This window comes from Streptomyces asoensis, from assembly GCF_013085465.1.
Classification (GTDB): Bacteria; Actinomycetota; Actinomycetes; order Streptomycetales; family Streptomycetaceae; genus Streptomyces; species Streptomyces cacaoi_A.
Genome location: NZ_CP049838.1, coordinates 9529497 through 9555240 on the forward strand (window position 1 = coordinate 9529497; position 25744 = coordinate 9555240).

Below are 25744 nucleotides of genomic sequence, written 5' to 3' on the forward strand. Positions count from 1 at the left end.
CGGACACGCCCTAGGGCTTCTCCTCCGCGTAGAGGCCGCTCACCTCCTCGGCGCCGAGCGCCCGGTCGACGGCGTGGACCTCGTCGACCGCCCCGTTCCAGTAGTCGACGTTCGCGCCGTCCCAGTGGGCGCGCCCCACGGTCAGCGGACCGGTGCTCGGAAGTGCCGAGCCGCCGGTGGCCGTCGCCGCGAGCTTTCCGTCGACGTACAGCCGGATCTGGTTGCTCGTGGCGTCCCGCACGCCGACCAGGTGGTACCAGCGGCCCGTCTCGGCGGAGACGGCGACCTGGGCGCGGTGCTCGCCGGGCGTGCTGAAGGCGAACGTGCCATGTCCGTACTGGAGGTAGAACGAGTTGGCCGTGGCGCGGGAGTCCTGGCTGACCGCGGTGGCGTAGTTGCCGGGGATCGCGTCGAGCCGTACCCAGGCGGCCACCGAGTAGCTGCCGCCGGTGTCGAGCACCGGTCCGGCGGTCTCGGCGTACTGCTTCTGACCGTCGAACTTCAGGGCGCTGCCGCTGACGCCGGGGGTCCAGGAGGCGCCCTCGCGGAGGGTGAGAGGCCTGGCGTTCGGGCCCTCGTCCTTCGCGGTGGTGCCGGTGCCCTCGTCGAGGCTCCAGTGCCCGCCGCCCTTCAGCGGTCCCGCACGGCCCGCGGCGGCGCCGGCGGCGATCACCTTGCGGTTGATCCTCCGTACCTGGTCGGGATCGACCTTGATCTCGCGGCGGTCGTATGTGTACAGGCCGTTCAGCTCGTTCTCCAGGTCGGTGATCTGCGTGTACACCGACCCCGACAGTTCGGCGCCGGCCTGCTCGACATAGAACTGCTCGGTGTTCTCCACGTACTTGCGGGTCAGCTCCTCCTTGGTGGTGACACCGCTGTAGATCACCGTCGGGGCGCCCGGCCACAGGTGACCCGGGGTGCGCAGGGTGAAGCCGCCGTGCTCACCGTCCATGGCCGCCCGGCCGTCGTCGGGGAAGGCGGGGTCGGTGTTGTTGTAGTCGTGGTGGTCGATGATGTCGCCCTTGCCCGAATCACCCTTGGAGTTGCAGCAGTTGACCCCACTGTGGGCGTTGACGACGCGGGACGGGTCGGCGGTCTGGACGGACTCGGTGATGCGGCCGGTCTCCTCGCGGTTCCACTCGCCCCAGCCCTCGTTGAAGACGATCCAGCCGATGACGGAGGGCGAGTTGTGGTGCTGGCGCACGATCTCCTTTCCCTGGTCGACGAACGCCTTCTGGCCCGTGGCGTTGGTGAGGTTCCCGGAGACGAAGTCCTGCCAGACCAGCAGGCCGAGCCTGTCGGCGTGGTAGAACCAGCGCTGCGGTTCGACCTTGATGTGCTTGCGGACGGCGTTGAAGCCGAGCTTCTTGTGTGCCTCGAGGTCGAAGGCCAGGGCTTCGTCGCTGGGCGCGGTGTAGAGGCCGTCGGGCCAGAATCCCTGGTCGAGCGTGGCGAGGGAGAAGATCGGCTTGCCGTTGAGGACGAGCTTGTCGAAGCCGCCCACCTTCTCGATGCCGACCTCGCGCATACCGAAGTAGCTGCCGACCCTGTCGGTCGACCTCCCGTCGGTGAGCGTGACGTCGAGGTCGTAGAGGTAGGGGTCGTCGGGGCTCCACAGATGCTGCTTCGCCACTGGCAGGCGCAGTTCCTTGCCGGCCGGTCCGGTGACCTTGCCGACGACCTTGCCGCGGGCGTCGCGGGCGACGGCCTCGACCCGGGCGGTGGGGGAGGCGTCCTCGGAGTTCACCGTCACCGCGAGGGTGCCGGTGTCGATGTCGGGCGTCGTGACGATGTCGTCGATCGAGGCGGCGGCGACGGGCTCCATCCACACGGTCTGCCAGATGCCGGAGGTCTGGGTGTAGAAGATGCCGCCGGGGTTCGTGGACTGCTTGCCCATGGGCTGGTCGGCGCCTCCGGTGTCGGTGACGGCGACGACGATCTCCTGCGGGCCGGTGCCCTTGAGCGCGTCGGTGATGTCGGCGCTGAAGGCGTTGTAGCCACCGGTGTGTTCGGCGACCTTCGTGCCGTTGACGTAGACGCGGGCCTGGTAGTCGACGGCGCCGAAGTTGAGCTTGAGCCGGTCGGCCCGGCCGCTCTTGCCGACCTTCCAGCTCTTGGGCACGTCGACGAGCCTGCGGTAGAACATGTGGTCCTCGTGCCGCTCAGGACCGGACAGCCGGGACTCGACCGGGAACGGCACGATGATCTTCTCGTCGAGGTTCTTGCCGAAGACCGGCTGCTCTCCCGCCTCGGCGGCGCCGAACTGCCAAGGGCCGTTGAGGTTGCGCCACTTGGACCGCACCTGCTGGGGGCGCGGGTACTCCGGCAGTGGGCGCTTCTCGTCGAGTTCGTCGCCCCACTCGGTGGTGAGGCGGTGGGTGGAGGCGTTGTCGGCGTAGCGGATGACCTTCGGCACGCTCTCGCCGCCGGCCGTCAGTCCGCCCTCACCGTCGTAGGAGGCCCTGACCAGTTGGTTCTGTTGGATCGGCTCCGCGAGGTCGACGTTCAGGGAGGTGGGATCACCGGGGACGGCCGTCACCGACTTGATCGGCATGGCGGTGGTGTCGGCCTCGACCGTCAGATGCTCCTTGAGGTCCTGGAGCCTGCCCACCCTGCCTTCGAACCGGGCGCGCAGCCGCCGCCCGTTCTCGGCGATCGACATCTCGACCGGGTACACCTCGAAGTCGGCCGGTGGGGTGAACGCGGACATCGGCACGATCTGCCGGGACATCGTCGGCGTGGACCAGCGCAGGTACATGTTGGCGCCGCCGGTGTCCTGGAACAGCTCCAGACGGAAGTCGTGCTGCTCGCCGGCGGTCAGCCGGACGGCGGCGCTGGTCTGCTCCCGGTCCCAGTCGCCCACCCAGTGGTCGATGACGGGCCGGTCGTCGATGAAGAGCCGGAAACCGTTGTCGCCGATGGCGTGGAAGGTGTAGTCACCGGTGGCCGGTGCCTCGATCCGGCCCGTCCAGCGCGCGGTGGTGTGCTCGGTCCTGCCGGTCAACTCCTGGAAGGTGCCGGTCAGTCCGGAGAAGTTGATCTGCGGGTCGAGCAGGGTGCCGCCGAGTCGGTCGAAGTCCCGGGCGCCGGGCGCCGACATGCTGAAGTACTCGCCCTTCAGGCCGTGCGTCTCGACGGCCGCCTGTTCGGCGGCGGGTGCCGACGCGCTGCTCGGCGGCTCCGCGGCCGCCGCGGTGGGAAGCAGCCCGCTCGGGGGCAGGATCAGGGCCGCCGCGGCGAGCAGGGCCCACACTCCGGCTCTGGGGCGGGTGTCGTGTCGTGTCATCGAACCCTTCCTCGACAGAGGCCGTGACCACGCCCGGCGGGAGTGAGGGCTCCTGGCCGGGAGCCCGGGAAGACAACTGCACACCGGTGACGGGGCGCTCGGTCAGGCGGCCTTTTCAACGTTGGAAATTCTGTGACAGCGGTATGACAGCACGCTCACAGGGGAGTGTCCAGACCTCACGCAGCACTCTGTCGGTCTGCCGTCACGAGGAACCGGGGGAGCTCCGTTCCGTGTCAAGTGCGGTTCTGCGCAGGTCGGTTCGGCGCCGTCCCGCGGACCCGCGCGGCCATGGACCGTCGGCGGTCCCGGTTGCCCGAGAGGCCCGTGTCCGGGCGGCAACTCGGCGCGACGGCCCCGCCCCGAGACCCTGCCCGGCGGGTCGAACCGTGAGACAGTCGAATGAGGCGCCGGAGTCGGCGAGGCTCGGGCGCAGCGGTCCGAGGCGGTGGCCCCCGCCCGGAACCGTACGCATACGGTGCCGCAGCGGAGGGATCCGTCATGTCCGAGGCGAGTGAGGCGACCCGGGCCGACCGGGCCCTGAAAGCGAAGCATCGTGCCATGTGGGCGCTGGGCGACTATCCCCTCGTGGCCACGGACCTCATCCCGGACCTGGGACCGGAGCTCGTGCGGGAGAGCGGCGTCCGGCCGGGGACCCGAGTGCTCGACGTCGCGGCCGGCTCGGGGAACGCCGCCATCCCCGCCGCCCTCGTCGGGGCCGACGTGGTGGCTGTGGATCTGACCCCGGAACTGCTGGAGGCCGGCCGTGAGCTCGCCACGGAGCGCGGTGCCAAGCTGGAGTGGCGCGAGGGCGATGCCGAGGAACTGCCGTTCGCGGACGCGGACTTCGACACCGTGATGTCCTGCGTCGGCGTCATGTTCGCCCCGCACCACCAGCGGGCCGCCGACGAACTGGTCCGCGTCTGTCGACCCGGCGGGAAGATCGGCCTCGTCAACTGGACTCCGGAAGGGTTCATCGGGCAGATGTTCGCCGCCATGCGCCCGTACGCGCCCCCGCCGCCGCCCGGAGCGCAGCCGCCGCCGCTGTGGGGCGACGAGGGTCACGTGCGTTCTCTGCTCGGCGACCGCGTGACCGGCGTCGACGCCCGTCGTCAGTTGCTGCGCATCGACCTGTTCTCCGCTCCGGAGGACTTCCGGGAGTTCTTCAAGCGCTGCTACGGCCCGACCGTCGCCGTCTACGCCTCCATCGCCGGCGACCTCGACAAGGTCACCGCCCTCGACACGGCGCTCGCGGACCTGGCCGCCCGGCACCTCGCGGACGGGGCCATGGAATGGGAGTACCTGCTGGTCACGGCCGACAGGGCCGCCTAGCAAGGCCGTACGACGCTCGCGTTCGGGCGGGCGATCTGCCGGCGGAGCCGAGCGGGCATCGGGCGCTCGCCGAGCGGTGGAGCGGCGAGGCGGTGGGCCCCCGGTACCGGGGGCCCACCGGTCGTGCTCAGTAGGCGTCGCGTCGCCCCGCCGCCCCGTTCGGGGTGCCGGTGATCGTGAACTGCGAGCCCGGTTCGACGAGTACGTCACCCTGGGCGGAGCCGGTGATCGTCACGCCGGACAGGATGGCGCTCCCACGGGCCCCGCTCATCGCCAGGATGCCGGAGCCGTTGTTGGACCTGTCGATGCGCACGTTCGTGATCTTCACGCCCGGCATGGCGCCGCCACCCGTCTTGAACTGGATGCCGTCGTACGTCGAGTCGTGGATCTCGGTGTCCCGGACGGTGACGCCCGGGATGTCCTGGCCCTGGGCGAACAGGGTGATCGCACCGAACTCCTGGTCCTCGTTCCAGAACGCGCCGCCCGTGCGGTACAGGGCGTTGCCCGCGATCAGGGTCTCACCGCTGAAGGGCAGCGGGTCGTGGTCGGTGGCCAGCATGATGCCCGGGTAGTTCATGGTGTCGGAGACCACGTTGTTCTCGATGGTGTTGCCGTAACCGCCGTACACCGCGATGCCGTTGGCCCGCCACGGCAGCTGGATCGTGTTGTTGCGGAAGTGGTTGTCGTGGCCGATGTCCACCGAGGTGTCCTTCACGTATTTGCTGGCCCACACGGCGAGCGCGTCGTCGCCGGTGTTGCGGAAGGAGGAGTTGTACACGGTGGAGTTGCGGGTGCCGTTGGCGAAGTTGACGCCGTCGGCGTAGGTGTCGCGGATGCGCACCCCGGAGAACTCCAGCCCGTCGCCGGGGCCCCACAGTTCGGGGATGTTGGAGTAGTCGCGGCCCACCCAGACACCGACGTTGGCATGCTCGATCCACACGTTGGAGATCTTCGTGCCCTTGCCGAAGCGGCCGTTGAGACCGACGCCGCCCTCGGCGTTGCCGTCGCCGCCGCGGATGGTGCCCGAGCCGAAGATGGCGATGTCGGAGATCTGGGTGTTGGAGTCGATGTCGAAGCCGAAGTTGCCCTCGTGGGGGTGGTTGATGCCACCCGCCTCCTGCGGCGGGGTCAGCGTGTACAGCTGGGAGTGCCACATGCCCGCGCCGCGGATGGTGACGTCCCGGATGCCCACCTGGTTGAACTGCCCCCGGTTCAGCGGGTCGTCGGTGAGGATCTTCTGCTCCTGACGCCACTGCCCGGCCGGGATCCACACACAGGAGATCTGGCCGTTCTGGTCGGCGGTGACCGCCCGCTGGATGGCGTCGGTGTCGTCGATGCCGTCGTTGGGCACGGCCCCGTACTCGGTGATCGAGGTGCAGTCGGCCGGCTTGGACGCGGCGGGAGCCACCTGCTCCAGGTCGACCAGGTCGATCACCTGGAAGGCGGCCGAGTCGCCCGCGTCGCGCTGGAGGCGGAACACGGTGCCCGGCGGGTAGCTCTTCGACAGCAGTGCGTGTGACTCGTCGAACAGGCGCCGCGCGTCACCGCCCGGCCGGTTGGTCAGGCCCTCGGGGTCGTCGGTGGTGCCGTACAGCCAGCTGTGCTTGGACGACAGGGGCAGCTTCTGCACGAAGGCGCCGTCGGCGTACAGGCTGACGGTGGCGTCCGCGCCGCCGCCGGACGCGGAGTCCGGGACGGAGTTGCGCACCACGAGGGAGTTGGCCGCGTTCGTGGAGGTGAACTCCACGTACTGGCCGGTCGCGGTGAGCCGGACCGACCTGCGGCCGGAGGACTCGGTGGCGAAGTTGGTGTGCCCGAAGGTCCGCTGGGCGTCGGCGGTGAGGAGGGTGCCGGTGTACCGCCCGTCCTCCGCCTCGTACTCGGTGTACGGAACGGCGGCGCCGCGTCCGACCACCAGGGACTTGGTGAGGACGTTGTTGTTCTCGTCGGTCTCGGCGACGACTCCGGTGGCGTCGGCGGTCGCGGTGAGGGTCGCCCCGCCCGCGGTGGCCGTCCAGGTCCCGCCGATCGTCACGTTCACCGTGGCGTCGGGGGCCACCTGGCCGGTCGTGCCGTTGAGGGTGGTCGAGCCGGCCTGGAGCCGGGTCACCGAGCCGGCTGGAGCGGCGCTGATCCCGCGGTTGTGCACGGCGACGGTGAAGGAGACGGCCTGGCCGACGGCCGGGTTGGCCGGGCTGGTGGTGATCGAGCGGACCTCCAGGTCAGGGCCGGGCGCCTGGGTGACGACCAGCCTGCTCGTGGCCGTGCGGCTGTTGTTGCTGTCGTCCAGCTCCGGGACGGTGTTCCGGGGGTCCACGACGGCCGACACGCCGTAACTGCCCGCCGCTCGGGTACCGGTGGCGACGTCCACGGTCGCCGAGGCGCCCGGGTCCAGCGCCGGGACGGCGGCGCTGCCCGCGACCGTGCCCTCCACGCTGACGTCGACGGTGGTGGCTGCGGAGCGCGCGGTGCCCGCGTTGCGCACGGTGGCCCTGACGGTGACCGCGTCCCGCTCGCTGGGCGCGGCCGGCGTCCAGTCCAGCGTGGTGACCGTCAGGTCGGGGGCGGGCGCGGCGGTGCCCACGACCTGGAACTCGGCGACCTGCCCGCCGGGCGCACCGGAGTTGGCGGTGAAGTGCAGCCGGACATCGGACCAGCGACCGCTGACCGGAACGGTCACCGTGTTGCCGCTCGCCGGGCTGAAGGAGTACGGCTTCGCGGCAGCCAGCGAGGTGAAGCCGCTCGCGGACTGCTGTCGGCCGAGGACCTGGATGGTCTGGGTGCGGGCCGCCCACACCGGGGCGGGGTCGAGCTTGACGACCACGCCGGTCACGTCGGCGTCGGCGCCCAGCTTGACGGTGAGGTCCGAGGGGTGACCGGCCGCCTCCCAGTAGGTGGTGACGGAGTCGTCGGTGGCGTTGGCGGCCACATAGGTCTGCGTGGAGGAGGTGGCCTCGACCGGCTTGTTGCGGGCCAGGTTGGTGCCGGCCGGCGGCGGGTCGCCCGGGTCCGTGCCGCCGTCCTCGCCGTACACCTCCAGCTCGGAGAGCTGCGCCGCGTTCCACCCGGTGTTGCCGGAGACGTTGACGCGGAGGTACCGCACGTCAGCCGGGGAGGCGAGGGCGACGGACACCGTGTTGGCCCGGTCCGGGTCGAACACCCGGACCGCCGAGGCCGCGAGGGTGCTGAAGCCGGAGCCGTCGCCGCTGCCGAGCAGCGACAGGGTCTCGTTACGGCTGCCCCACCCGGTCGGGAGCTTGAGCACCACCCGGTCCACCTCCCGGGCCACGCCGAGGTCGACCTGCGCCCACTGCGGGAAGGACCCCGCCGGGCCCTCCCAGTAGGAGGCCTGGACACCGTCGGTGAGATTGCGGGCGGGGTACTCGGCGTGCGCGCCGCCCGCCGTGGCGGGGCGGCCGAGGGCGAGGTTGACATCGGCCGCTGCCGGAGCCGCCCGGGCGGGGGAGGCGAAGGCCAGCGGCAGCAGGCCGGCCGACAGGAGCCCGGCGACGACCGCGCCGGTCACGGGCCGACGGCCCGGTGGTCTCCAACTCATGAGGTCCTCTGTTCGTCGGTGAACACGGGGGAGGGCACGGCGGGGCGGCCCCGGAGGTACGGGGAGGCGCAGGAGGGTGCGGGGGAGAGTGCGGGAGCGGCCCCGAGGGGCCGACCCGAGGTGGGAAACGCCGACCGTGCACGCAAATTGAGTTGAACAGTCGATTCTTTGCGGAAAGTACGCCCACAGGTTTCTAGCGCGTCTCCGCTTTGTCAACGGTCCCGGCAGTAGCGGGAGTTGGCTACGCAAGCTACTTGCGCCGCTTGCAGATCCGCTTGCGTTATCGCGAAAGCCCGGACGAAAGTCGCTGATCCCGGCCCTGGGCAGGTCGCCCCGGGGATGGGCGGCCCGGATCCGCCCCGGTCGTGACGGTGGACGAACCTCTATCGGTCTGCAACTCTCTGATCGATTCACGCAAAAGCGGTGACCTGTCCCGCACATCGAGGCGTGTCCGGTGCACCGTCGATCCACCCATCCACAACCGTGTCCCTCCGCGCCCCGGCGGACGGGACGGAGATCGGGGAGAGATGAGACCGAAGCGCAGGGGACGGCGGGCCATGGCCGCCGTCCTCACGACCAGTCTGCTGATGCTGGGCGCGTCGTCACTGACCACCGCCTCGGCGGCCGACGGCCCCAACCTCGCTGCCGGTCGGCCGACCGCGGCCAGCAGCTCCCACGCCGAGTACGCGTCCCGCAACATCACCGACGGCGACCAGGGCTCCTACTGGCAGAGCGCGGGCGGCAACCTGCCGCAATGGGTCCAGGCCGACCTCGGCTCCACCGCCCGCGTCGACGAGGTCGTGCTGAAGCTGCCCGTGTCCTGGGAGAGCCGCAGCCAGACCCTGTCCGTGCAGGGCAGCGCCGACGGCACCGGCTTCAGCACCCTGAAGGCGTCCGCCGCCTACACCTTCAGCCCCGGCTCGGCCAACACCGTCACGGTGGCCTTCCCGGCCGGGCAGACCCGCTATGTACGGGTCGAGATCACCGCCAACACCGGCTGGCAGGCCGCCCAGCTCTCGGAGCTGGAGGTGCACGCGGCGGGTGAGTCCTCCACCGACCTCGCCCGCGGCCGCACCCTCACCGCGAGCAGCCACACCGAGACATACGTGCCGGCCAACGCCGCGGACGGCAACAAGGCCAGCTACTGGGAGAGCCGCAACAACGAACTCCCGCAGTGGATCCGGGCCGACCTCGGCTCCTCCCTCGGCGTCGACCGGGTGGTGCTCAAGCTGCCCGACGGCTGGGGCGCCCGCACCCAGACCCTGAAGATCCAGGGCAGCGCCAACGGGACCGACTTCACCGACCTCACGGCGTCGAAGGCGTACCAGTTCGCCCCGACCGACGGGAACACGGTGACGGTCACCTTCGACACCGCCACCACCCGCTACCTCCAGGTCCTGGTCACCGCCAACACCGGTCAGCCCGCCGCGCAGTTGTCCGAGTTGGAGGTCTACGGCCCGGCGACCGGCGACACCCAGGCGCCCACGGCTCCGGCGAACCTGGCGTACACCGAGCCTGCCGCCGGGCAGATCCGGCTGACGTGGAACGCCTCCACCGACAACACCGGCGTCACCGGCGTCACCGGCTACGACGTCTACGCCGACAACGAGCTGCTGACCTCGGTCGCAGGCAACGCCACCACGTACACCGACATTCGGCCCGCGAGCGCCACGGTCTCCTACTTCGTGCGTGCCAAGGACGCCGCCGGGAACGTCTCCGGCAACAGCAACACCGTCACCCGACGTGGCGCGACCGGCGACACCCAGGCGCCCACCGCCCCCGCGAACCTGGCCTTCACCGAGCCTGCCGCCGGGCAGATCCGGCTGACGTGGAACGCCTCCACCGACAACACCGGCGTCACCGGCTACGACGTCTACGCGAACAACACCCTGCTCACCACGGTCGCGGGCAACGTGACCACCTACACCGACAACCGCTCCGCCACCGCCACCGTGTCCTACTTCGTGCGGGCGAAGGACGCCGCCGGGAACGTCTCCGGCAACAGCAACACCGCCACCCGCACCGGCACCTCAGGCCCCGGCTCCAACCTCGCGGTCGGCAAGCCCGTCACGGCCTCCTCGACCGTGCACACCTTCGTGGCCGAGAACGCCAACGACAACTCCACCAGCACCTACTGGGAGGGCTCCGGCCACCCCGCCACGCTGACCGTGCAGCTCGGCGCCAACGCCGACGTCACCTCACTGGTCCTGCGCCTCAACCCGGACAGCTCCTGGGGCCCGCGCACCCAGACCGTCCAGGTGCTCGGGCGCGAACAGTCCGCGAGCGGCCACGCCTCGCTGGTCGCCGCCACGGGGTACGCCTTCAGCCCGGCGAGCGGCAACACGGTGACCATCCCGGTCGCCGCGCGCGTCGCCGATGTCCAGCTGCGGTTCACCGGCAACTCCGGTGCCCCCGCAGGGCAGATCGCCGAGTTCCAGGTGATCGGCACCGCCGCGCCCAACCCCGATCTGGAGGTCACCTCGCTGACCGCCTCGCCGGCCTCGCCCGTGGAGTCGGACGCCATCACCCTGGCGGCCACCGTCCGCAACAGCGGCGAGACCGCCGCGCCCGCCGGCAGCCTCGCGCTGCGGCTGAACGGCACCAAGGTCGCCACCGCCCCCGTGGGCGCCCTGGCCGCCGGCGCGCAGACCACCGTCAGCGCCTCGATCGGCGCCCGCGACGCGGGGACCTACCAGCTCAGCGCCGTCGCCGACGAGGGCGGCACGGTGATCGAGCAGAACGAGACCAACAACGCCTACACGGCGCCCACCGCCCTCACCGTGCGCCCGGTCAGCAGCTCCGACCTGGTCCCGGCGGTCACCACGGCGCCGTCCGGCCCGGCCGCGGGCGACACGGTCACCTTCCGGGTCGCCGTGCGCAATCAGGGCACCGTCGCCTCCGCGGGCGGCGCCCACGCCCTCACCCTCGCCCTGGTCGACTCCAAGGGGGCGACCGTCCGCACGCTGACCGGCTCCCACGACGGGGCGATCACCGCCGGTGCCACCACCGCACCGGTCACCCTCGGCACCTGGACGGCCGCCAACGGCACCTACACGGTGCGCGCCACGGTCGCGCCCGACGGCAACGAACTGCCCGTGAAGCGGGAGAACAACACCGTGGAGCAGTCCCTGTTCGTCGGACGCGGCGCCAACATGCCGTACGACATGTACGAGGCGGAGGACGGCACCACGGGCGGCGGCGCCACCACCGTCGGCCCCAACCGCACCGTCGGCGACCTCGCGGGCGAGGCGTCAGGACGCAAGGCCGTCACCCTCGACGGCACCGGTGAATACGTGGAGTTCACCACCCGGGCGGCCACCAACACCCTGGTGACCCGCTTCTCCCTCCCCGACGCCCCGGGCGGCGGCGGCACCGACGCCACCCTGAACGTCTACGTCGACGGCACCCTCCGCAAGGCCCTGCCGCTCACCTCGCGGTACGCCTGGCTGTACGGCGCCGAGGCGTCGCCCGGCAACGCGCCCTCCGCGGGAGCCCCGCGCCACATCTACGACGAGGCTCATCTGATGCTGGGCGAGACCGTCCCGGCCGGTGCGAAGATCCGGCTCCAGAAGGACGCCGCCAACACCTCGCGCTACGCGATCGACTTCGTCAGCCTGGAGCAGGTCGCGCCCGTCGCCAACCCCGACCCGGCGGCGTACGCCGTCCCGGCCGGCTTCACCCACCAGGACGTGCAGAACGCCCTCGACCGGGTCCGGATGGACACCACCGGCAAACTCGCCGGCGTCTACCTGCCGCCGGGCGACTACCAGACACCGTCGAAGTTCCAGGTGTACGGCAAGGCCGTGCAGGTCGTCGGCGCCGGACCCTGGTACACCCAGTTCCACGCCCCGGCCGGCCAGGAGAACACCGACGTCGGCTTCCGGGCCGAGGCGAGCGCCAAGGGCTCCGCGTTCCGCGGCTTCGCCTACTTCGGCAACTACACCTCGCGCATCGACGGACCGGGCAAGGTGTTCGACTTCGCCAACGTGTCGGACATCGTCATCGACAACACCTGGACCGAGCACATGGTCTGCCTGTACTGGGGCGCCAACACCGACCGGGTGACGATCAGCAACTCCCGTATCCGCGACACCTTCGCCGACGCGATCAACATGACCAACGGGTCGACGGACAACCACGTCGTCAATAACGAGTCCCGCGCCTCCGGAGACGACAGCTTCGCGCTGTTCTCGGCGATCGACGCGGGCGGCGCCGACATGAAGGACAACCTCTACGAGAACCTGACCTCGCTGCTGACCTGGCGGGCCGCGGGCATCGCCGTGTACGGCGGCTACGACAACACCTTCCGCAACATCCACATCGCCGACACCCTGGTCTACTCCGGCATCACCATCAGCTCGCTGGACTTCGGCTACCCGATGAACGGCTTCGGGACCGACCCGACGACGGTGGAGAACGTCTCCGTGGTCCGTTCCGGCGGGCACTTCTGGGGCGCCCAGACCTTCCCCGGCATCTGGCTGTTCTCCGCGTCCAAGGTGTTCCAGGGCATCCGGATCAACGACGTCGACATCGTCGACCCGACCTACTCCGGAATCATGTTCCAGACGCAGTACGTCGGCGGCCAGCCGGTGAACCCGATCAAGGACACCGTCCTCACCGACATCTCGATCACCGGCGCCCGCAAGAGCGGCGACGCCTTTGACGCCAGGTCCGGCTTCGGACTGTGGGCGAACGAGTTGCCCGAGGCCGGTCAGGGTCCGGCGGTCGGCGAGGTCACGATCAACGGGCTGCGCCTGAACGGCAATGCCGTGGACATCCGGAACACCACCTCCACCTTCAAGATCAACATCAATCCCTGATCACCGGACCGCAAGAGGGCCATGGATCCTGACGGAAACTGAACATTGAGGCCCTGGTTGGCGCAAGCCGCTTGCGTGGCTTGCGCTAACCTTGCGCCCATGACGCGACGACTTGCTCAGGTTGCCAAGAAGGTAGGGGTCAGCGAGGCCACGGTCAGCCGGGTGCTCAACGGCAAGCCGGGGGTCTCCGAGACCACCCGTCAGTCGGTGCTGACCGCGCTGGACGTGCTCGGCTACGAGCGCCCCACCCAGCTGCGCGGCGAACGCGCCCGGCTGGTGGGACTTGTGCTGCCGGAGCTCCAGAACCCGATCTTCCCGCTGCTCGCCGAGGTCATCGGCGGCGCGCTGGCCCAGCAGGGGCTGACCCCCGTGCTGTGCACCCAGACCAAGGGCGGCGTCTCCGAGGCGGACTACGTCGATCTCCTCCTCCAGCAGCACGTCTCCGGTGTGGTCTTCGCCGGAGGGTTGTTCGCGCAGGCCGACGCCCCGCACGAGCACTACCGGCAGCTCGCCGAACGGCGCATCCCGGTGGTCCTGATCAACGCGCCCGTGGAGGAACTGGACTTCCCCTGTGTCTCCTGCGACGACGCCGTCGCGGTGGAACAGGCCTGGCGCCACCTCTCCCTGCTGGGCCATGAGCGTATCGGGGTCGTCCTCGGGCCCCGCGACCACATGCCCTCCCGGCGCAAGCTCGCCGCCGCGCAGGCCGCGGCCGAGGCGGCCGGCTCCCCGCTCTCCGAGGACCGGGTGGAGCGCTCGATGTTCTCCCTGGAAGGCGGCCAGGCGGCCACCTCGCGCCTGCTGGACCGCGGGGTCACCGGCATCATCTGCGCGAGCGACCCGCTGGCGCTCGGGGCCATCAGGGCCGCCCGGCGGCGCGGCCTCGCGGTGCCCGAACAGGTGTCCGTCGTCGGCTTCGACGACTCCGCCTTCATGAACTGCACGGAGCCCCCGCTGTCCACCGTGCGCCAGCCCATCGAGGCCATGGGGCGCGCCGCCGTGGACCTGCTGTGCACCCAGATCCAGGGCGGCGAAGTGCCGCCCGGTGAGCTGCTGTTCGAGCCCGAGCTGGTCGTGCGCGGCTCCACGGCCCAGGCGCCGCGCGACTGACGGGGCCCGTCCCGCCCGGCGCGCGCCCCTCGCGTACACCCTGCCCGTCGCGTCATCGGCCGGCCCACGGAACCTCGTGGGCCGGCCGCGTCATGTCACCGCCCGTCCGGATCCGTCCCTCCCGGGGTGCCGGTCCTGGGCTGTCGGTCCCGGGCTGCGGGTCCCGGGGTGCCGGTCCGGAAGCGGTACGCAATGTTCCGTACTCGACATCGGCTTGCAGGGAATCGCCGGGTGCAGATCGCTCCATCTGCGTTGCTCTGTCAAGCAATTACGAAATCGGCGCGAGATATTGCGCAGTCTTGTTGGCGGTGATTGAGTGTGCGGCGCCCCACCTCGTACCGGCGAGGGGGCGCCTTCCACGTTCATGCCCGAAGGGGACCACCCATGAGAAGAGCTCGGTTCCGCCGCACCCGCCGCGCCGGCGCGGTCACCCTCGTCTCCGCTCTCACACTGACGGCGCTCGCCGCCTGCGGCACGAGCAGCAGCGACGACGGCGACAACGGCGACGGGAACAGCGCGAACGCCAACCCCGCCGCGCCGCTGGACCCCAGGACCAAGGTGACCATCACCATCGACTGCATGCCGCCGGCGGCCAAGAAGGCCGAGCTCAAGGAGTGGAACGAGGACGTCAAGGAGTTCAACAAGACGTACCCCAACGTCACCGTGCAGGGCCGCTCCACCCCGGGCCAGTGCCTGGAACCGCCGCGCTTCACCGCGATGCTCAAGGCGAAGTCCCAACCCGACGTGTTCTACACCTACTTCACGGACCTCGACCAGGTCCTCGACAACGACGGCGCCCAGGACATCAGCGCCTACGTCAACGACAGGACCGTGCCGCTGCTGAAGGACATCGACCCCGACGTCCTCGGCTCGCTCAAGAAGGACGGCAAGCTCTACGGCCTGCCCACCAGCAACTACCGGATGGGCCTGCTCATCAACCGCTCGCTCTTCGAGGAGGCCGGGCTCGACCCCGACACCCCGCCCGCCACCTGGGAGGACGTCCGGGCGGCGGCCAAGAGGATCGCCGGACTCGGCGGCGGCGTGGCCGGCTTCGGCGAGTACAGCGCGGGCAACACCGGCGGGTGGCACTTCACCGCGCAGATGTACAGCCTCGGCGGTGAGGTCGTCGACGCCTCCGGCACGAAGGCCGCGTTCAACGACGCGATCGGCAAGCAGGTCGCCCGGAACCTCCACGCGATGCGCTGGGAGGACGACGCCATGGGCAAGACCCAGCTGCTGAAGTGGGGCGACCTCCAGAAGCAGATCGCCACCGACAAGCTCGGCATGTTCCTCGCCGCGCCCGACGACGTGACCTACATGGTCCAGCAACTCGGCGCCAAGTACGAGAACTTCGGCATGGGCCCGATCCCCGGCGGCAAGAACACCCTCGCCGGAGGCAACAACTACATGATCAAGAAGGGCATCTCGTCCGACAAGGTCAAGGCGGCGATCGCCTGGCTCAACTTCAAGTTCACCACCGTCGGCAAGGGCCAGTACGACTGGGAGCGCACCAAGGCCGACAGCCTCCCCGTCGGACTCCCGCAGCCCAACCTGTGGCTGAACGACAGCAAGACCAAGGACGACGCCGCCCGTCAGCAGTTCGCCACCATGCCGGTGCAGAACTTCAAGGCCTTCATGGACAACCCGGTCCCGGGCAAGGCCGAGCCGCCGAAGGCGCAGGAGATCTACAAGGTCCTCGACAACGTGATGTCCGGCATCCTCACCAACAAGGACGCCGACATCGACAAGCTCCTGTCGACGGCGGAGACCCAGGTGAACCAGGTCCTCGCCAACCAGTGACCCCCGCGGGGCCGGGCGGTCTCCCACCGCCCGGCTCGCGAGCGTGCCCACGGCGCCGCCCCCACCCGGCGGGCCCGGCGCCCGTCCGCCCACGTCACGCATCCGGACCGTCCCGTCCGGCGACACCGCAGTCCGACCGAGGAGCACCCATGTCGGCCCCCACCCTCACCCAGGACCCGGCGGCCAAGGAACGCCGTCCCCGCCGGCCGCGTGCCGGCGCCGTCCGGCCCCCGGCCGGAGGCCTCGGCAAGGCCCTGCGCCGCAATGTCACCGCCCACGGATTCCTCATCGGCGCGGTGCTCTGCTTCGCCTTCTTCTCCTGGTACCCGATCGTCCGCGAGTTCCTGCTGGCCTTCCAGAAGACCGAGGACGGCCAGGTCAGCTGGACCGGCTGGGACAACTTCGTCACCATCTGGAACGACCCCGCCTTCGGCCAGGCCTGGCGCAACACCCTCTGGTTCACGGCCCTGGCACTCGTCCTGGGCTTCGCCGTCCCCTTCGTCACGGCCCTCGTCATCAACGAGTTCCGGCACGGCCAGGGCTATCTGCGGCTCCTGGTCTACCTGCCCGTCATGCTGCCGCCCACCGCGTCGGTACTGCTCTTCAAGTACCTCTACGACCCCGGGTACGGCATGTTCAACGAGGTGCTGGACGTCTTCGGCGTACCCGCGCAGCAGTGGCTCCAGGACCCCGACACCGCGATGCTCTCCGTCGTCGTCGCCTCCACCTGGATGAACATGGGCGGCGCGACCCTCATCTACCTGGCCGCGCTCCAGAGCGTCCCGGGCGAACTGTACGAGGCCGCCGAACTCGACGGGGCCGGCCTGCTGCGCAAGGTGTGGCACGTGACGATCCCGCAGACCCGGCTGATCCTGGCGCTGATGCTGCTCATGCAGATCATCGCCACGATGCAGGTCTTCATCGAGCCCTTCCTGCTGACCGGCGGCGCCGGACCCGAGGGGTCCACCACGACCGTCGTCCACCTGATCTACCAGTACGCCTTCAACTTCAACAACTACGGTGCCGCGGCGGCGCTCGGCCTGATCCTGCTCGTCACGCTGGCCGTCTTCTCGGCCGTGTACGCCAGGCTCAACCACGCCACCGAAGAGTAGGACCGGGGGAGACACGGACATGTCCACACGCACGCTCATCTCGCCCGCCGCCCTCGCCCGTCCGCGCGGCAGGCTGCTGTACTGGCTGTGCTTCGCGCTCGTCGTCGTCCTGTTCACGCTGGCCTTCCTCGGCCCGCTCTACTGGATGGTGTCCGGCGGGCTCAAGACCACCCAGGAAGCCGTCCAGACACCCCCGACCTGGGTGCCCGGCTCCGTCCACCCGGAGAACTACCAGCGGGCCTGGGAGGTGATGGACCTCGCCCGCCTGCTCCTCAACACCCTGTACTACGCGTTCGGCGCGCTCGCCTTCCAGCTGGTGCTGGACGTCGCCGCCGCCTACTCCCTGTCCAGGCTGCGGCCCGTCCTCGGCAAGGCGATCCTCGGGATGATGCTCGTCACCCTGATGATCCCGGCGACCGTCCTCGTCGTCCCGCAGTACCTCACCGTGCTGGACATGCCGATCGTCGAGCGCAACCTGCTCAACTCGCCCTGGGCGATCTGGCTGCCCTCGGTGACCAACGCCTTCAACATATTCCTGCTGAAGCGGTTCTTCGACTCCATCCCCAAGGAACTCCTGGACGCCGCCTCCATGGACGGGGCGGGCCCGCTGCGCGTCCTGTGGTCCGTCGTCCTGCCCATCTCCCGGCCCATCCTCGGCGTGGTGTCCATCTTCGCGGTCGTCGGCGTCTGGAAGGACTTCCTCTGGCCGATGCTGGTATTGCCCGACCCGACCGGCCAGACCCTCGCCGTCGGCATCTACTCGCTCGCCACCAGCGTGCCCGAGAACGTGCTGATCGCCGCCCTCACCATCGCGTCCCTGCCGACGCTGCTGCTGTTCCTGGTCTTCCAGCGCAACATCATGAGCGGACTGACCGCGGGCGGCCTCAAGGGCTGAATCCGACCTCCCCTCCCGTCACCGGCGTCCCCCGGCTCCTCCCGCCGGCCGTGGGCGTCGCGCCCGCCCGGCCCGTCGGTACCCCTTCCGATCCTCCGCCGCCGCCCCGTCCTCGACGCCCCGCTGTCCGGGGCGGCGGCGGAGAACCACCCCTGCCCCGAAAGGACCGTCACGTGGCAGCCCCGCACCCCGACAAGACCTCGGCCCCCTCGGACGACTGGTGGCGTGGCGCTGCCATCTACCAGGTGTACCCCCGCAGTTTCGCCGACGGCGACGGCGACGGCACCGGGGACCTGGCGGGCGTACGGGCGAGACTGCCCTACCTCGCCGAACTCGGCGTCGACGCCATCTGGTTCACCCCCTGGTACCTCTCCCCGCTCGCCGACGGCGGCTACGACGTCGCCGACTACCGCACCATCGACCCCGCCTTCGGCACCCTCGACGAGGCCGAGAAGCTGATCGGAGAGGCCCGGGCCCTCGGCATCCGCACCATCGTCGACATCGTCCCCAACCACGTCTCCGACCAGCACCCCTGGTTCCGGGCCGCGCTCGCCGCCGGACCCGGCAGCCCCGAGCGCAAGCTGTTCCACTTCCGCCCCGGACGCGGCGAGCACGGCGAACTGCCGCCCAACGACTGGCCGTCGCAGTTCGCCGGCCAGACCTGGACCCGGGTCGAGGACGGCGAGTGGTACCTGCACCTGTTCACCCCCCAGCAGCCCGACCTCAACTGGGCCCACCCGGCGGTCCGCGAGGAGCACGAGGACGTCCTGCGCTTCTGGTTCGAGCGGGGAGTGGCCGGCGTCCGCATCGACTCGGCCGCCCTGCCCGCCAAGGACCCCGACCTGCCGGACTTCGTCGAGGGCCGCGACCCCCACCCGTACATCGACCGCGACGAACTGCACGAGATCTACCGCTCCTGGCGGAGCGTCGCAGACGCCTACGGCGGCGTCTTCGTCGGGGAGGTCTGGCTGCCGGACGCCGAGCGCTTCGCCCGCTATCTGCGCCCCGACGAACTGCACACCGCCTTCAACTTCAACTTCCTGGCCTGCCCCTGGGACGCGGACCGGCTGCGCGCGGCGATCGACGACACCCTGGCCGAGCACGCCCCGGTCGGCGCGCCCGCCACCTGGGTGCTGTGCAACCACGACGTGACGCGCACGGTCACCCGCTACGGCCGTGCGGACACCGGATTCGACTTCGCGACCAAGGAGTACGGCACCCCGACCGACCTGGCGCTCGGCACCCGCCGGGCCCGCGCCGCCGCCCTCCTCACCCTCGCACTGCCCGGCTCGGTCTACCTCTACCAGGGCGAGGAACTCGGCCTGCCCGAGGCGGACATCCCGCGCGAGCGCATCCAGGACCCGATGCACTTCCGCTCCGGCGGCGCCGACCCCGGCCGCGACGGCTGCCGGGTCCCGCTGCCGTGGACCGCCGACGCCTTGTACGCGGGCTTCGGCTCGCGCACCGAACCCTGGCTGCCGCAACCCGCTGGGTGGTCCGCGTACGCCGCCGACCTCCAGGCCGCCGACCCCGGCTCGATGCTGGTCCTCTACCGCACCGCTCTGCGGCTGCGCCGTACCGAGGCGGGCCTCGGCGACGGCCCCCTGGAGTGGCTGCCCGCCCCCGCCGGGGTTCTCGCGTTCCGCCGGGCGCCCGGCCTGGTCTGCGTGGTCAACCTGGCCGCTGCTCCGGCCGCCCTCCCCGAGCACGATCACGTCCTGCTCGCCAGCGGCCCCCTGGATGCCGCAGGCCGGCTACCGGGCGACACCGCGATCTGGCTGCGCGCATGAGCGACGCGCACACCGTCGCCGGGCCGGGTCGGGGCCTTCCCGCCACCGGCCCGGCGCCGCGGGGCGGTGGACCCGCCGTCGCGCGCGAAGGACCGTGAGGCTGCCGCGATGATGACGGCGGAGGACGCGCTGTCCGGGTCGGCGCTGCTGCTGCGGCGCGCGGGTGCCGACACCTGGATCGGGGGCGGCTGGGGCATCGACGCCCCTGGTGGGGGAGCAGACCCGCGAGCACCGGGACCTGGACCTGATGCACCGCCTGGACCAGGAGCCCGACGTGGTGGCCGCACTGGCGGCGGCGGGTTTCACCGAGACCCTGGACCGGCGGCCCGTGCGGCTGACGTCGGCGATGTGTCGCCGACTTCGGGCGCCCTGGCACTGCGTGGCGCGCCCCGGCCCCCCAGATCCCGGCCGGGCACGCCGTCGTCGGGCCCGTCGCCCCCTTTCCGCCGACAGGCTTGCCCCTCCGCAGCCGACGGCCGGCCGGCCCGCTGCCACCGCCTTCGACAGGCCGCTCTCCGCCCGACGACGTGGCCCGCAGATCAGGACTGGCGGGAGTGCAAGGGATCATGAGCGACCTCGTCCGGACACTTCTCGTGGGGCCGCCGTGTCCGCCGGTCGCGCCGCCAGTCGACGGTCGCGAGGGCCAGCGACGCTCCCATGCCCGCCAGGGCGGCGACCAGTGCGACGGCGAGGGCGCCGCGGTAGTCGTCGCCCGCTCCGAGCGCCAGGTAGTACAGGCCAGGCAGGGCCGCGGTGCCCACCGCGGCGCCGAGACGTTGACCGGTCTGGAGGGCGCCGCCCGCCGCGCCCGCCATCCGCACGGGCACGTCCCGCAGGGTCATGGTGATGTTCGGCGAGACCACGAAGCCGCCGCCGATGCCGCCGAGGAACAGCAGCGGGGCGGCTGCCCAGGGGGCGATGTCGAGGGGTGCGAAGCGGAGCAGCAGCGCGGCACCGCCCAGGCCGGTGATCACGCCCGTGAGGCCGCACACGGTGAGCAGCCGGCCGAAACGGTCCACCAGTCTGCCGGCGATGACGGCAGCACTCGCCGATCCGATGGCGAAGGGTGTCACGGCGAGGCCCGACCGCAGCGGCGAGAAGCCGAGCCCGCGCTGGTAGAAGAGGGCGAAGACCAGCCATACCCCGCTGAAGCCGATGAAGTACAGGGTGCCGACCCCGGCGCCGACGGCATAGCCGCGCACGGTGCTGAACAGCCGAGGATCGAGCAGTGGCTGGGCGTCACGGGCGACGAGACGGCGCTGCCACCACACGAAGACGCCGAGCAGCGCGGCGCCGAGGAGGAACAGCCACCACAGGCGGCTCAGCCCGCCTGAGTCCGCCTGGACCAGCGGATACATGAGCGCGAGGACGCCGAGGCCGAGGAGCACGACGCCGGGCACGTCCACGTGTCCCCGGCCGGTCGGCCGGGTGCGGGGCAGCAGACGGCGGCCGAGCAGGACGGCGAGAATGCCGATGGGGACGTTGACGTAGAAGATCCAGCGCCAGCCCTCGGAGCCGGAGGCCAGCGCCAGGATGGCGCCGCCGGTGAGCGGGCCGACGGCCGAGGAGATGCCGACGGTGGCACCGAAGAATCCGAAGGCCCGTCCGCGCTCGGCGCCGCGGAACATCTGCTGGATGAGCGCGGAGTTCTGCGGAGCCATGAAGCCGGCCGCCAACCCCTGGGCGAGGCGGGCCACCACCAGCCAGGTGATGTCGGGGGCGGCGCCGCAGGCCGCGCTGAAGATCACGAAGCTGCTCAGGGCCAGCAGGAAGATGCGGCGTCGGTCGAGGGCGTCACCGAGGCGGCCTGCGGTGACCAGAGCGAGGGCGAAGGTGAGGGCATATCCGGAGACCACCCATTGCACCTGGGCGGCGGAAGCGTGCAGCTCGCGCTGGACGGTGGGCAGGGCGACCGCCACGATCGTCACGTCCAGCAGGCTCATGAAACCGGCCACCAGAGTGACCCACAGAGCCCGCCACCGGTTCGGGTCCCGCTCGGAATCACTCTCCTGAGCGAACGGACTTCCGTTCTTCGCCGACGCCGTCACAGGGCCTCCTCTTGCCGGGCCGCGTCCGAGAACACCTGGTCACGCTGTGAAGGCGCGCCGCTGTGCCCCCTGTGCCCCCTGTACCCCCTGCGCCGAAATGACCGACACCGTCCTCATGGTGCGCGAAGCCTCAGCGGTGGCTCAGCACGTTGACCACGCGGCCATTGGGGTCGCGCACGAAGAACCGCCGTACTCCCCACTCCTCGTCCCGTAGGGGGTGAACGATCTCCGCGCCACTGTCCCGCATCAGCGCGTAGGCCGCGTCGACGTCGTCGACTTCGACGCTCATGTCGGGGGTGACGGGGGCGGCTTTGTCGCTGCTCATGATGCTGACCTGCGCCGCCGGAGTGGACGGCGAGGCAAGCGTCGTGATCCAGCCCAGATTCATGACTTCCTCGAAGCCCAGCAGGCCATAGAACTCACGGCTCTCCTGTACAGCCTCCGACTGGATGACGGGCATGACACGGCGAACGGCCATCGACGACTCCACATGAGAACGGACACGGATCCCGGACTGTTCAGGGGTACTACGTCCCTCCCGCCGCCGCATGCGCTCCTGGCAATGGAGGGCAACTGGCGGTCGGCCCCTTTTCAGCTGTTGTCGTTGTCCTTGAGGATCCAGCCCGAGACGTCGAGCGTGGCGGTGCCCTTGTTGTAGAGCTCGATCGAGTCGTTGACGTCGCCGGTGGTCACGACCTCGTTGACGCGGATGTCGTCGGCGGCTGCGGCGTGGGCGGCAGGGACGCCGGTCAGGGCACCGACAGTGAGCAGCGGTCCGGCGACGAGGAACCGGGTAAGACCACGGCGCCGACGGCGGGCGATCGATGCAGTCACGAGGTTCCATCCCGAAGTTGTCATGGGCAAGGCGGCATGACGGTCCCTGCGCAGGCCGAACAGCACTCCTCCGTGGAGTCGGACGGCCGGTGAACGACGGGCGAAGCTTGCGCGCCCGCCCCGGTGCGGGCGAGGCCCGCTACGGCTCACGCACTTGGCGGCCGCACCCCCACCGGCGGGGCCACGCCCGGTGGAGGTGCGGGTGGGTGCTCAGCCGCAGGAGCCGGTGAAGATGTCCAGCTGGTCGCTGCCGCTGCTCGCCACCACGAGGTCCTGCGTGCCGTCGGACGTCAGATCGGCCGCCGTCGCCTCGTAGGCGCCGTCCGCCGCCAGCTCGCTCGGTCCGGTCAGCTCACCGCCCGACGTGCCCTGGAAGACGGAGACGGAGTCGGGCGACGCTGGTGTACTCCGTGACGTCGCCGAGTCGGCGGTGGCGATGTCCGGGTTGCCGTCGGCGTCGAAGTCGGCGATGACGGACTGGTACGGCTTGTCGCCCACCGCGTACGTGGTGGCCGTGCCGAAGGTGCCGTCACCGTTGCCGAGCAGTACGGACAGCGAGTCGGCGTCGTTGTCGGCCGCGACGACGTCCGTGTTCCCGTCGCCGTCGAGGTCGCCGGCCACCACGTGCCGGGGGTTGTCGCCGACCGCCGCGGGGCTGTCCGACCGGGTGAAGACGACGCCGGACGAACAGTCGGCGGCCTTCGCCGCGAGTGGCGCGGTCGCCGAGGCCAGCGCCGCGACGCTCGCGCCGAAGGCTAAGGCGCCGACCGTGCCGAGCACCAGGATGCGGCGGGACCTGCGTTTCTTCGGCCGCCCGGAGCGGGCTCTCAACTACCTGAGCGCATTGCTCAAGCGGGCTGCGGGGTGAGGCGTTTGTGGCCCCTGCGGTCGTAGTACGTGGTCATCGCGAAGCCGAAGAGGAGACCGATGGCCGCGCCGATGGCGATCATGGTCCAGGCACGGGTGAGTCCGGCGTCGCCGCGTGCGTCGAAGTAGAGGATGGCGCGGACGCCGTCGCTGAGCTGGCGCATGGGCTCGAAGTGGGACAGGAAGCGGTAGAAGTCGGGGACGGCCTGGAGCGGAACGGTGGCGCCTGACGAGGGCAGGCCGAGCACGATGAACACGAACATGGACACCAGCTGGCCGATCCCGCCGAAGGCCGCGTTGATGGCCTGGACGCCGAGGCCGACCGCGAGGGCCGCGCAGTAGGAGTAGATCCACAGCAGTGGGATGTGGGTGGCGTCCATCCCGAGGGCGCTGACGCAGGCGAGCAGTACGAGGGACACGCTGAGGACCGTGATGCCGGCCGTCATGGCCATCTTCAGCAGCAACGTCTGGGAGCGGCTGATCGGCACCGTGGGCAGCCGGGTGTGCCAGGGGCCGATCTCGTTGTCCGCGTAACCGAGAGCGGTGTCCACGCCGTTGCTGATGACGTTGCCGCCCATGAAGCCGGCCAGCACGAGCAGCAGGGTGTAGTAGAAGGCGCTCAGACCGAGGCCGCTGTTGGCGCCCAGGGGGTGGCCGACCTGGGTGACGACGTTCACCGGGTCGGCGAGCAGCAGCTTGGCCGTGGAGTTCGCTCCCGAGGCGGCGGCCGTCAGCTGTTTGCCGATGTTGTGGGAGGCCTGTTGGGCCGCCGTAGTGGTGATCTTGCTCGCGAGGGAGGAACCGAGGCTGCCCTTGGCGGGGTTGGTCAGCACGGTCATCGTGGGTCGCGCGGTCGCGTTCGCGCTGGTGAGTGCGGCGACGGAGTCGGTGAAGTCCGCGGGGATGACCAGGGCGCCGTAGACCTTGCCCGAGTTCAGCTCGTCCTGGGCCTGGGCCGGGGTCAGCTGCCGCCAGTCGGCCGTGTCGCTCGAGGTGTCCGAGGTGATGGCCGCGGCCACCTGGGTGCCGAGGTTCTGTTTCTGCCCGGTCGGCGGCTTGCCGGTGTCGCTGTTGACGAGTGCGATCGGCAGGTCGTGCAGGTCGCGCTGCGGGTTGACGATGCCGCCCATGTACAGCAGCGACAGCAGCAGGGCGAGCAGTCCGGTGAGGATCGTGGGCACCAGCCACAGCTTGGGGCGGCGCAGGAGCGTGGCGGCGTGTACTTGCGGGCCGGTGTCGGGGGCCGTGCCGTCGGCGGTCATGGTTCTCCGTCGTGTTGTGAAACCTGGCGGGTGGGTGTCCGCGTCGGGACCGGCCGCCGTGGGCTGCCGGCCGGGATGAGAAGGTACGGCGAGTCGTCCCAAGTCTCGCCGTCCCTCGGCCCGGGGGAGTGCAGACAGACTGTTCGGGAGCGGGGCACCAGCCGGATGGGGTCACCCTTCCTCTCCCGCCGTTCGACGCTCTCCTCGTTACGCGCTCGCCCGCGCCTTCTCGTAGAGGACGGGGTCGTGGGCGTTGACGATCGTGAGGTCGGGGTCGTCCTGCCGGTACAGCTCGGCCAGGCGGGCGTGGTTGTCGCGGACCTGCTTCCCGTCGTACGCGATGAAGGTTTCCATCCCGCGCAGGGACGCCGGAATCGCGGAACGGTCGCCCAGGGTGCCGTGGTGGTAGAAGGCGTCACCGGCGTGCAGGAGCCAGCGTGTGCCGGCGTCGACCGCCACGGCGGCGTGGCCGCGGGTGTGGCCCGGGAGGGCGATCAGGACGATGCCGGGAGCGATCATGTCGAGTTCCCGGGCCGCGGCGAACCCGCGCCATCTGTCGCCGTCGGGGCGGTGCTCGACGAGGTTCGGGCCGTGCGCCCACTGCAACGGCCGGTAGCGGATCCGCTCGCGCCAGGAGGGGGAGTGAACGGTTCCGCGCGCCTCGTCCGCCGTCAGGTGGACCTGGGCGTCGGGGAAGTCGGAGAGGCCGCCGATGTGGTCGACGTCGAAGTGGGTGACAACGATATGGCGGACGTCGTCCCGGCGGAACCCGAGTCTCTCGACCTGCCGGACGGCCGTCTCGTCGGGGGCGAACACCGGCCGCACGAGGTGCCGCACAGGTCCGACGCGCCGCTTGGGGTCGGCGATGTCACCGAGCCCGTAGCCGGAGTCGACGAGCACCAGGCCGTTCGCCGTCTCGATCAGCAGGACGTGGCAGACGAGCCGGGAGCCGGGCGGATGCATGGTGCCGCAGTTGAGGTGGTGGACCTTCATACAGGGCGTCCTCGGAGGGCTGAGGGAGGGGTTGAGTTTGTC

Annotated in this window: 14 protein-coding genes and 2 pseudogenes; 8 read left to right on the forward strand and 8 right to left on the reverse strand. The window is 70.7% G+C overall.

What is annotated here, in order from left to right; all coding sequences use genetic code 11:
- Window positions 1-10: 10 nt before the first annotated feature.
- On the reverse strand, window positions 11-3286 hold the full coding sequence (locus G9272_RS42195) for a LamG-like jellyroll fold domain-containing protein (RefSeq protein ID WP_171401473.1): 3276 nt from the start codon (window positions 3284-3286) through the stop codon (window positions 11-13).
- Between the two features lie 498 nt (window positions 3287-3784).
- Here G9272_RS42195 and G9272_RS42200 point away from each other — a divergent pair, with 498 nt between their 5' ends.
- Window positions 3785-4615 carry a class I SAM-dependent methyltransferase gene (locus G9272_RS42200; RefSeq protein ID WP_171401474.1) on the forward strand — a complete coding sequence of 277 codons (831 nt, stop codon included), beginning with the start codon at window positions 3785-3787 and terminating at the stop codon, window positions 4613-4615.
- Window positions 4616-4742: 127 nt separating this feature from the next.
- Here G9272_RS42200 and G9272_RS42205 read toward each other — a convergent pair whose 3' ends face one another.
- Window positions 4743-8171, reverse strand: a complete 3429-nt coding sequence (locus tag G9272_RS42205; RefSeq protein ID WP_171401476.1) for a CARDB domain-containing protein — start codon at window positions 8169-8171, stop codon at window positions 4743-4745.
- Window positions 8172-8698: 527 nt separating this feature from the next.
- Here G9272_RS42205 and G9272_RS42210 point away from each other — a divergent pair.
- From G9272_RS42210 to G9272_RS45660, 7 genes and pseudogenes are all read left to right on the forward strand, one after another.
- Window positions 8699-12991, forward strand: a complete 4293-nt coding sequence (locus G9272_RS42210; RefSeq protein WP_171401477.1) for a discoidin domain-containing protein — start codon at window positions 8699-8701, stop codon at window positions 12989-12991.
- 99 nt (window positions 12992-13090) lie between these two features.
- Complete coding sequence (locus G9272_RS42215; RefSeq protein WP_171401478.1) at window positions 13091-14101, forward strand: LacI family DNA-binding transcriptional regulator; 1011 nt, start codon at window positions 13091-13093, stop codon at window positions 14099-14101.
- A gap of 384 nt (window positions 14102-14485) precedes the next feature.
- Window positions 14486-15901, forward strand: a complete 1416-nt coding sequence (locus tag G9272_RS42220) for an ABC transporter substrate-binding protein (RefSeq protein ID WP_171401479.1) — start codon at window positions 14486-14488, stop codon at window positions 15899-15901.
- 149 nt (window positions 15902-16050) lie between these two features.
- Window positions 16051-17013, forward strand: a complete 963-nt coding sequence (locus G9272_RS42225; RefSeq protein WP_171401480.1) for a carbohydrate ABC transporter permease — start codon at window positions 16051-16053, stop codon at window positions 17011-17013.
- 19 nt (window positions 17014-17032) lie between these two features.
- Complete coding sequence (locus G9272_RS42230) at window positions 17033-17908, forward strand: carbohydrate ABC transporter permease (protein ID WP_171401481.1); 876 nt, start codon at window positions 17033-17035, stop codon at window positions 17906-17908.
- A gap of 173 nt (window positions 17909-18081) precedes the next feature.
- On the forward strand, window positions 18082-19698 hold the full coding sequence (locus tag G9272_RS42235) for a glycoside hydrolase family 13 protein (RefSeq protein ID WP_171401482.1): 1617 nt from the start codon (window positions 18082-18084) through the stop codon (window positions 19696-19698).
- Between the two features lie 108 nt (window positions 19699-19806).
- Window positions 19807-20032 (forward strand): annotated as a pseudogene (locus tag G9272_RS45660) (nucleotidyltransferase domain-containing protein); the annotation flags it as partial.
- A 205-nt stretch (window positions 20033-20237) separates the two neighbouring features.
- Here G9272_RS45660 and G9272_RS42240 read toward each other — a convergent pair.
- The 6 genes and pseudogenes from G9272_RS42240 to G9272_RS42265 form a co-directional block, all read right to left on the reverse strand.
- Window positions 20238-21746, reverse strand: a complete 1509-nt coding sequence (locus G9272_RS42240; RefSeq protein WP_171401483.1) for an MFS transporter — start codon at window positions 21744-21746, stop codon at window positions 20238-20240.
- 130 nt (window positions 21747-21876) lie between these two features.
- The gene (locus G9272_RS42245) at window positions 21877-22224 is read right to left on the reverse strand and encodes a VOC family protein (RefSeq protein WP_171401484.1); all 348 of its coding nucleotides are present in this window, start codon (window positions 22222-22224) and stop codon (window positions 21877-21879) included.
- 119 nt (window positions 22225-22343) lie between these two features.
- Window positions 22344-22580: pseudogene (locus G9272_RS42250) on the reverse strand (lamin tail domain-containing protein); the annotation flags it as partial.
- 210 nt (window positions 22581-22790) lie between these two features.
- Window positions 22791-23411, reverse strand: a complete 621-nt coding sequence (locus G9272_RS42255; protein WP_171401485.1) for an FG-GAP repeat domain-containing protein — start codon at window positions 23409-23411, stop codon at window positions 22791-22793.
- A 17-nt stretch (window positions 23412-23428) separates the two neighbouring features.
- Window positions 23429-24709: a DUF3533 domain-containing protein gene (locus G9272_RS42260; RefSeq protein WP_171401486.1), complete on the reverse strand. Its 1281-nt coding sequence runs from the start codon at window positions 24707-24709 to the stop codon at window positions 23429-23431.
- Window positions 24710-24916: 207 nt separating this feature from the next.
- Window positions 24917-25702 carry an MBL fold metallo-hydrolase gene (locus G9272_RS42265; RefSeq protein ID WP_171401487.1) on the reverse strand — a complete coding sequence of 262 codons (786 nt, stop codon included), beginning with the start codon at window positions 25700-25702 and terminating at the stop codon, window positions 24917-24919.
- Window positions 25703-25744 lie beyond the last annotated feature (42 nt).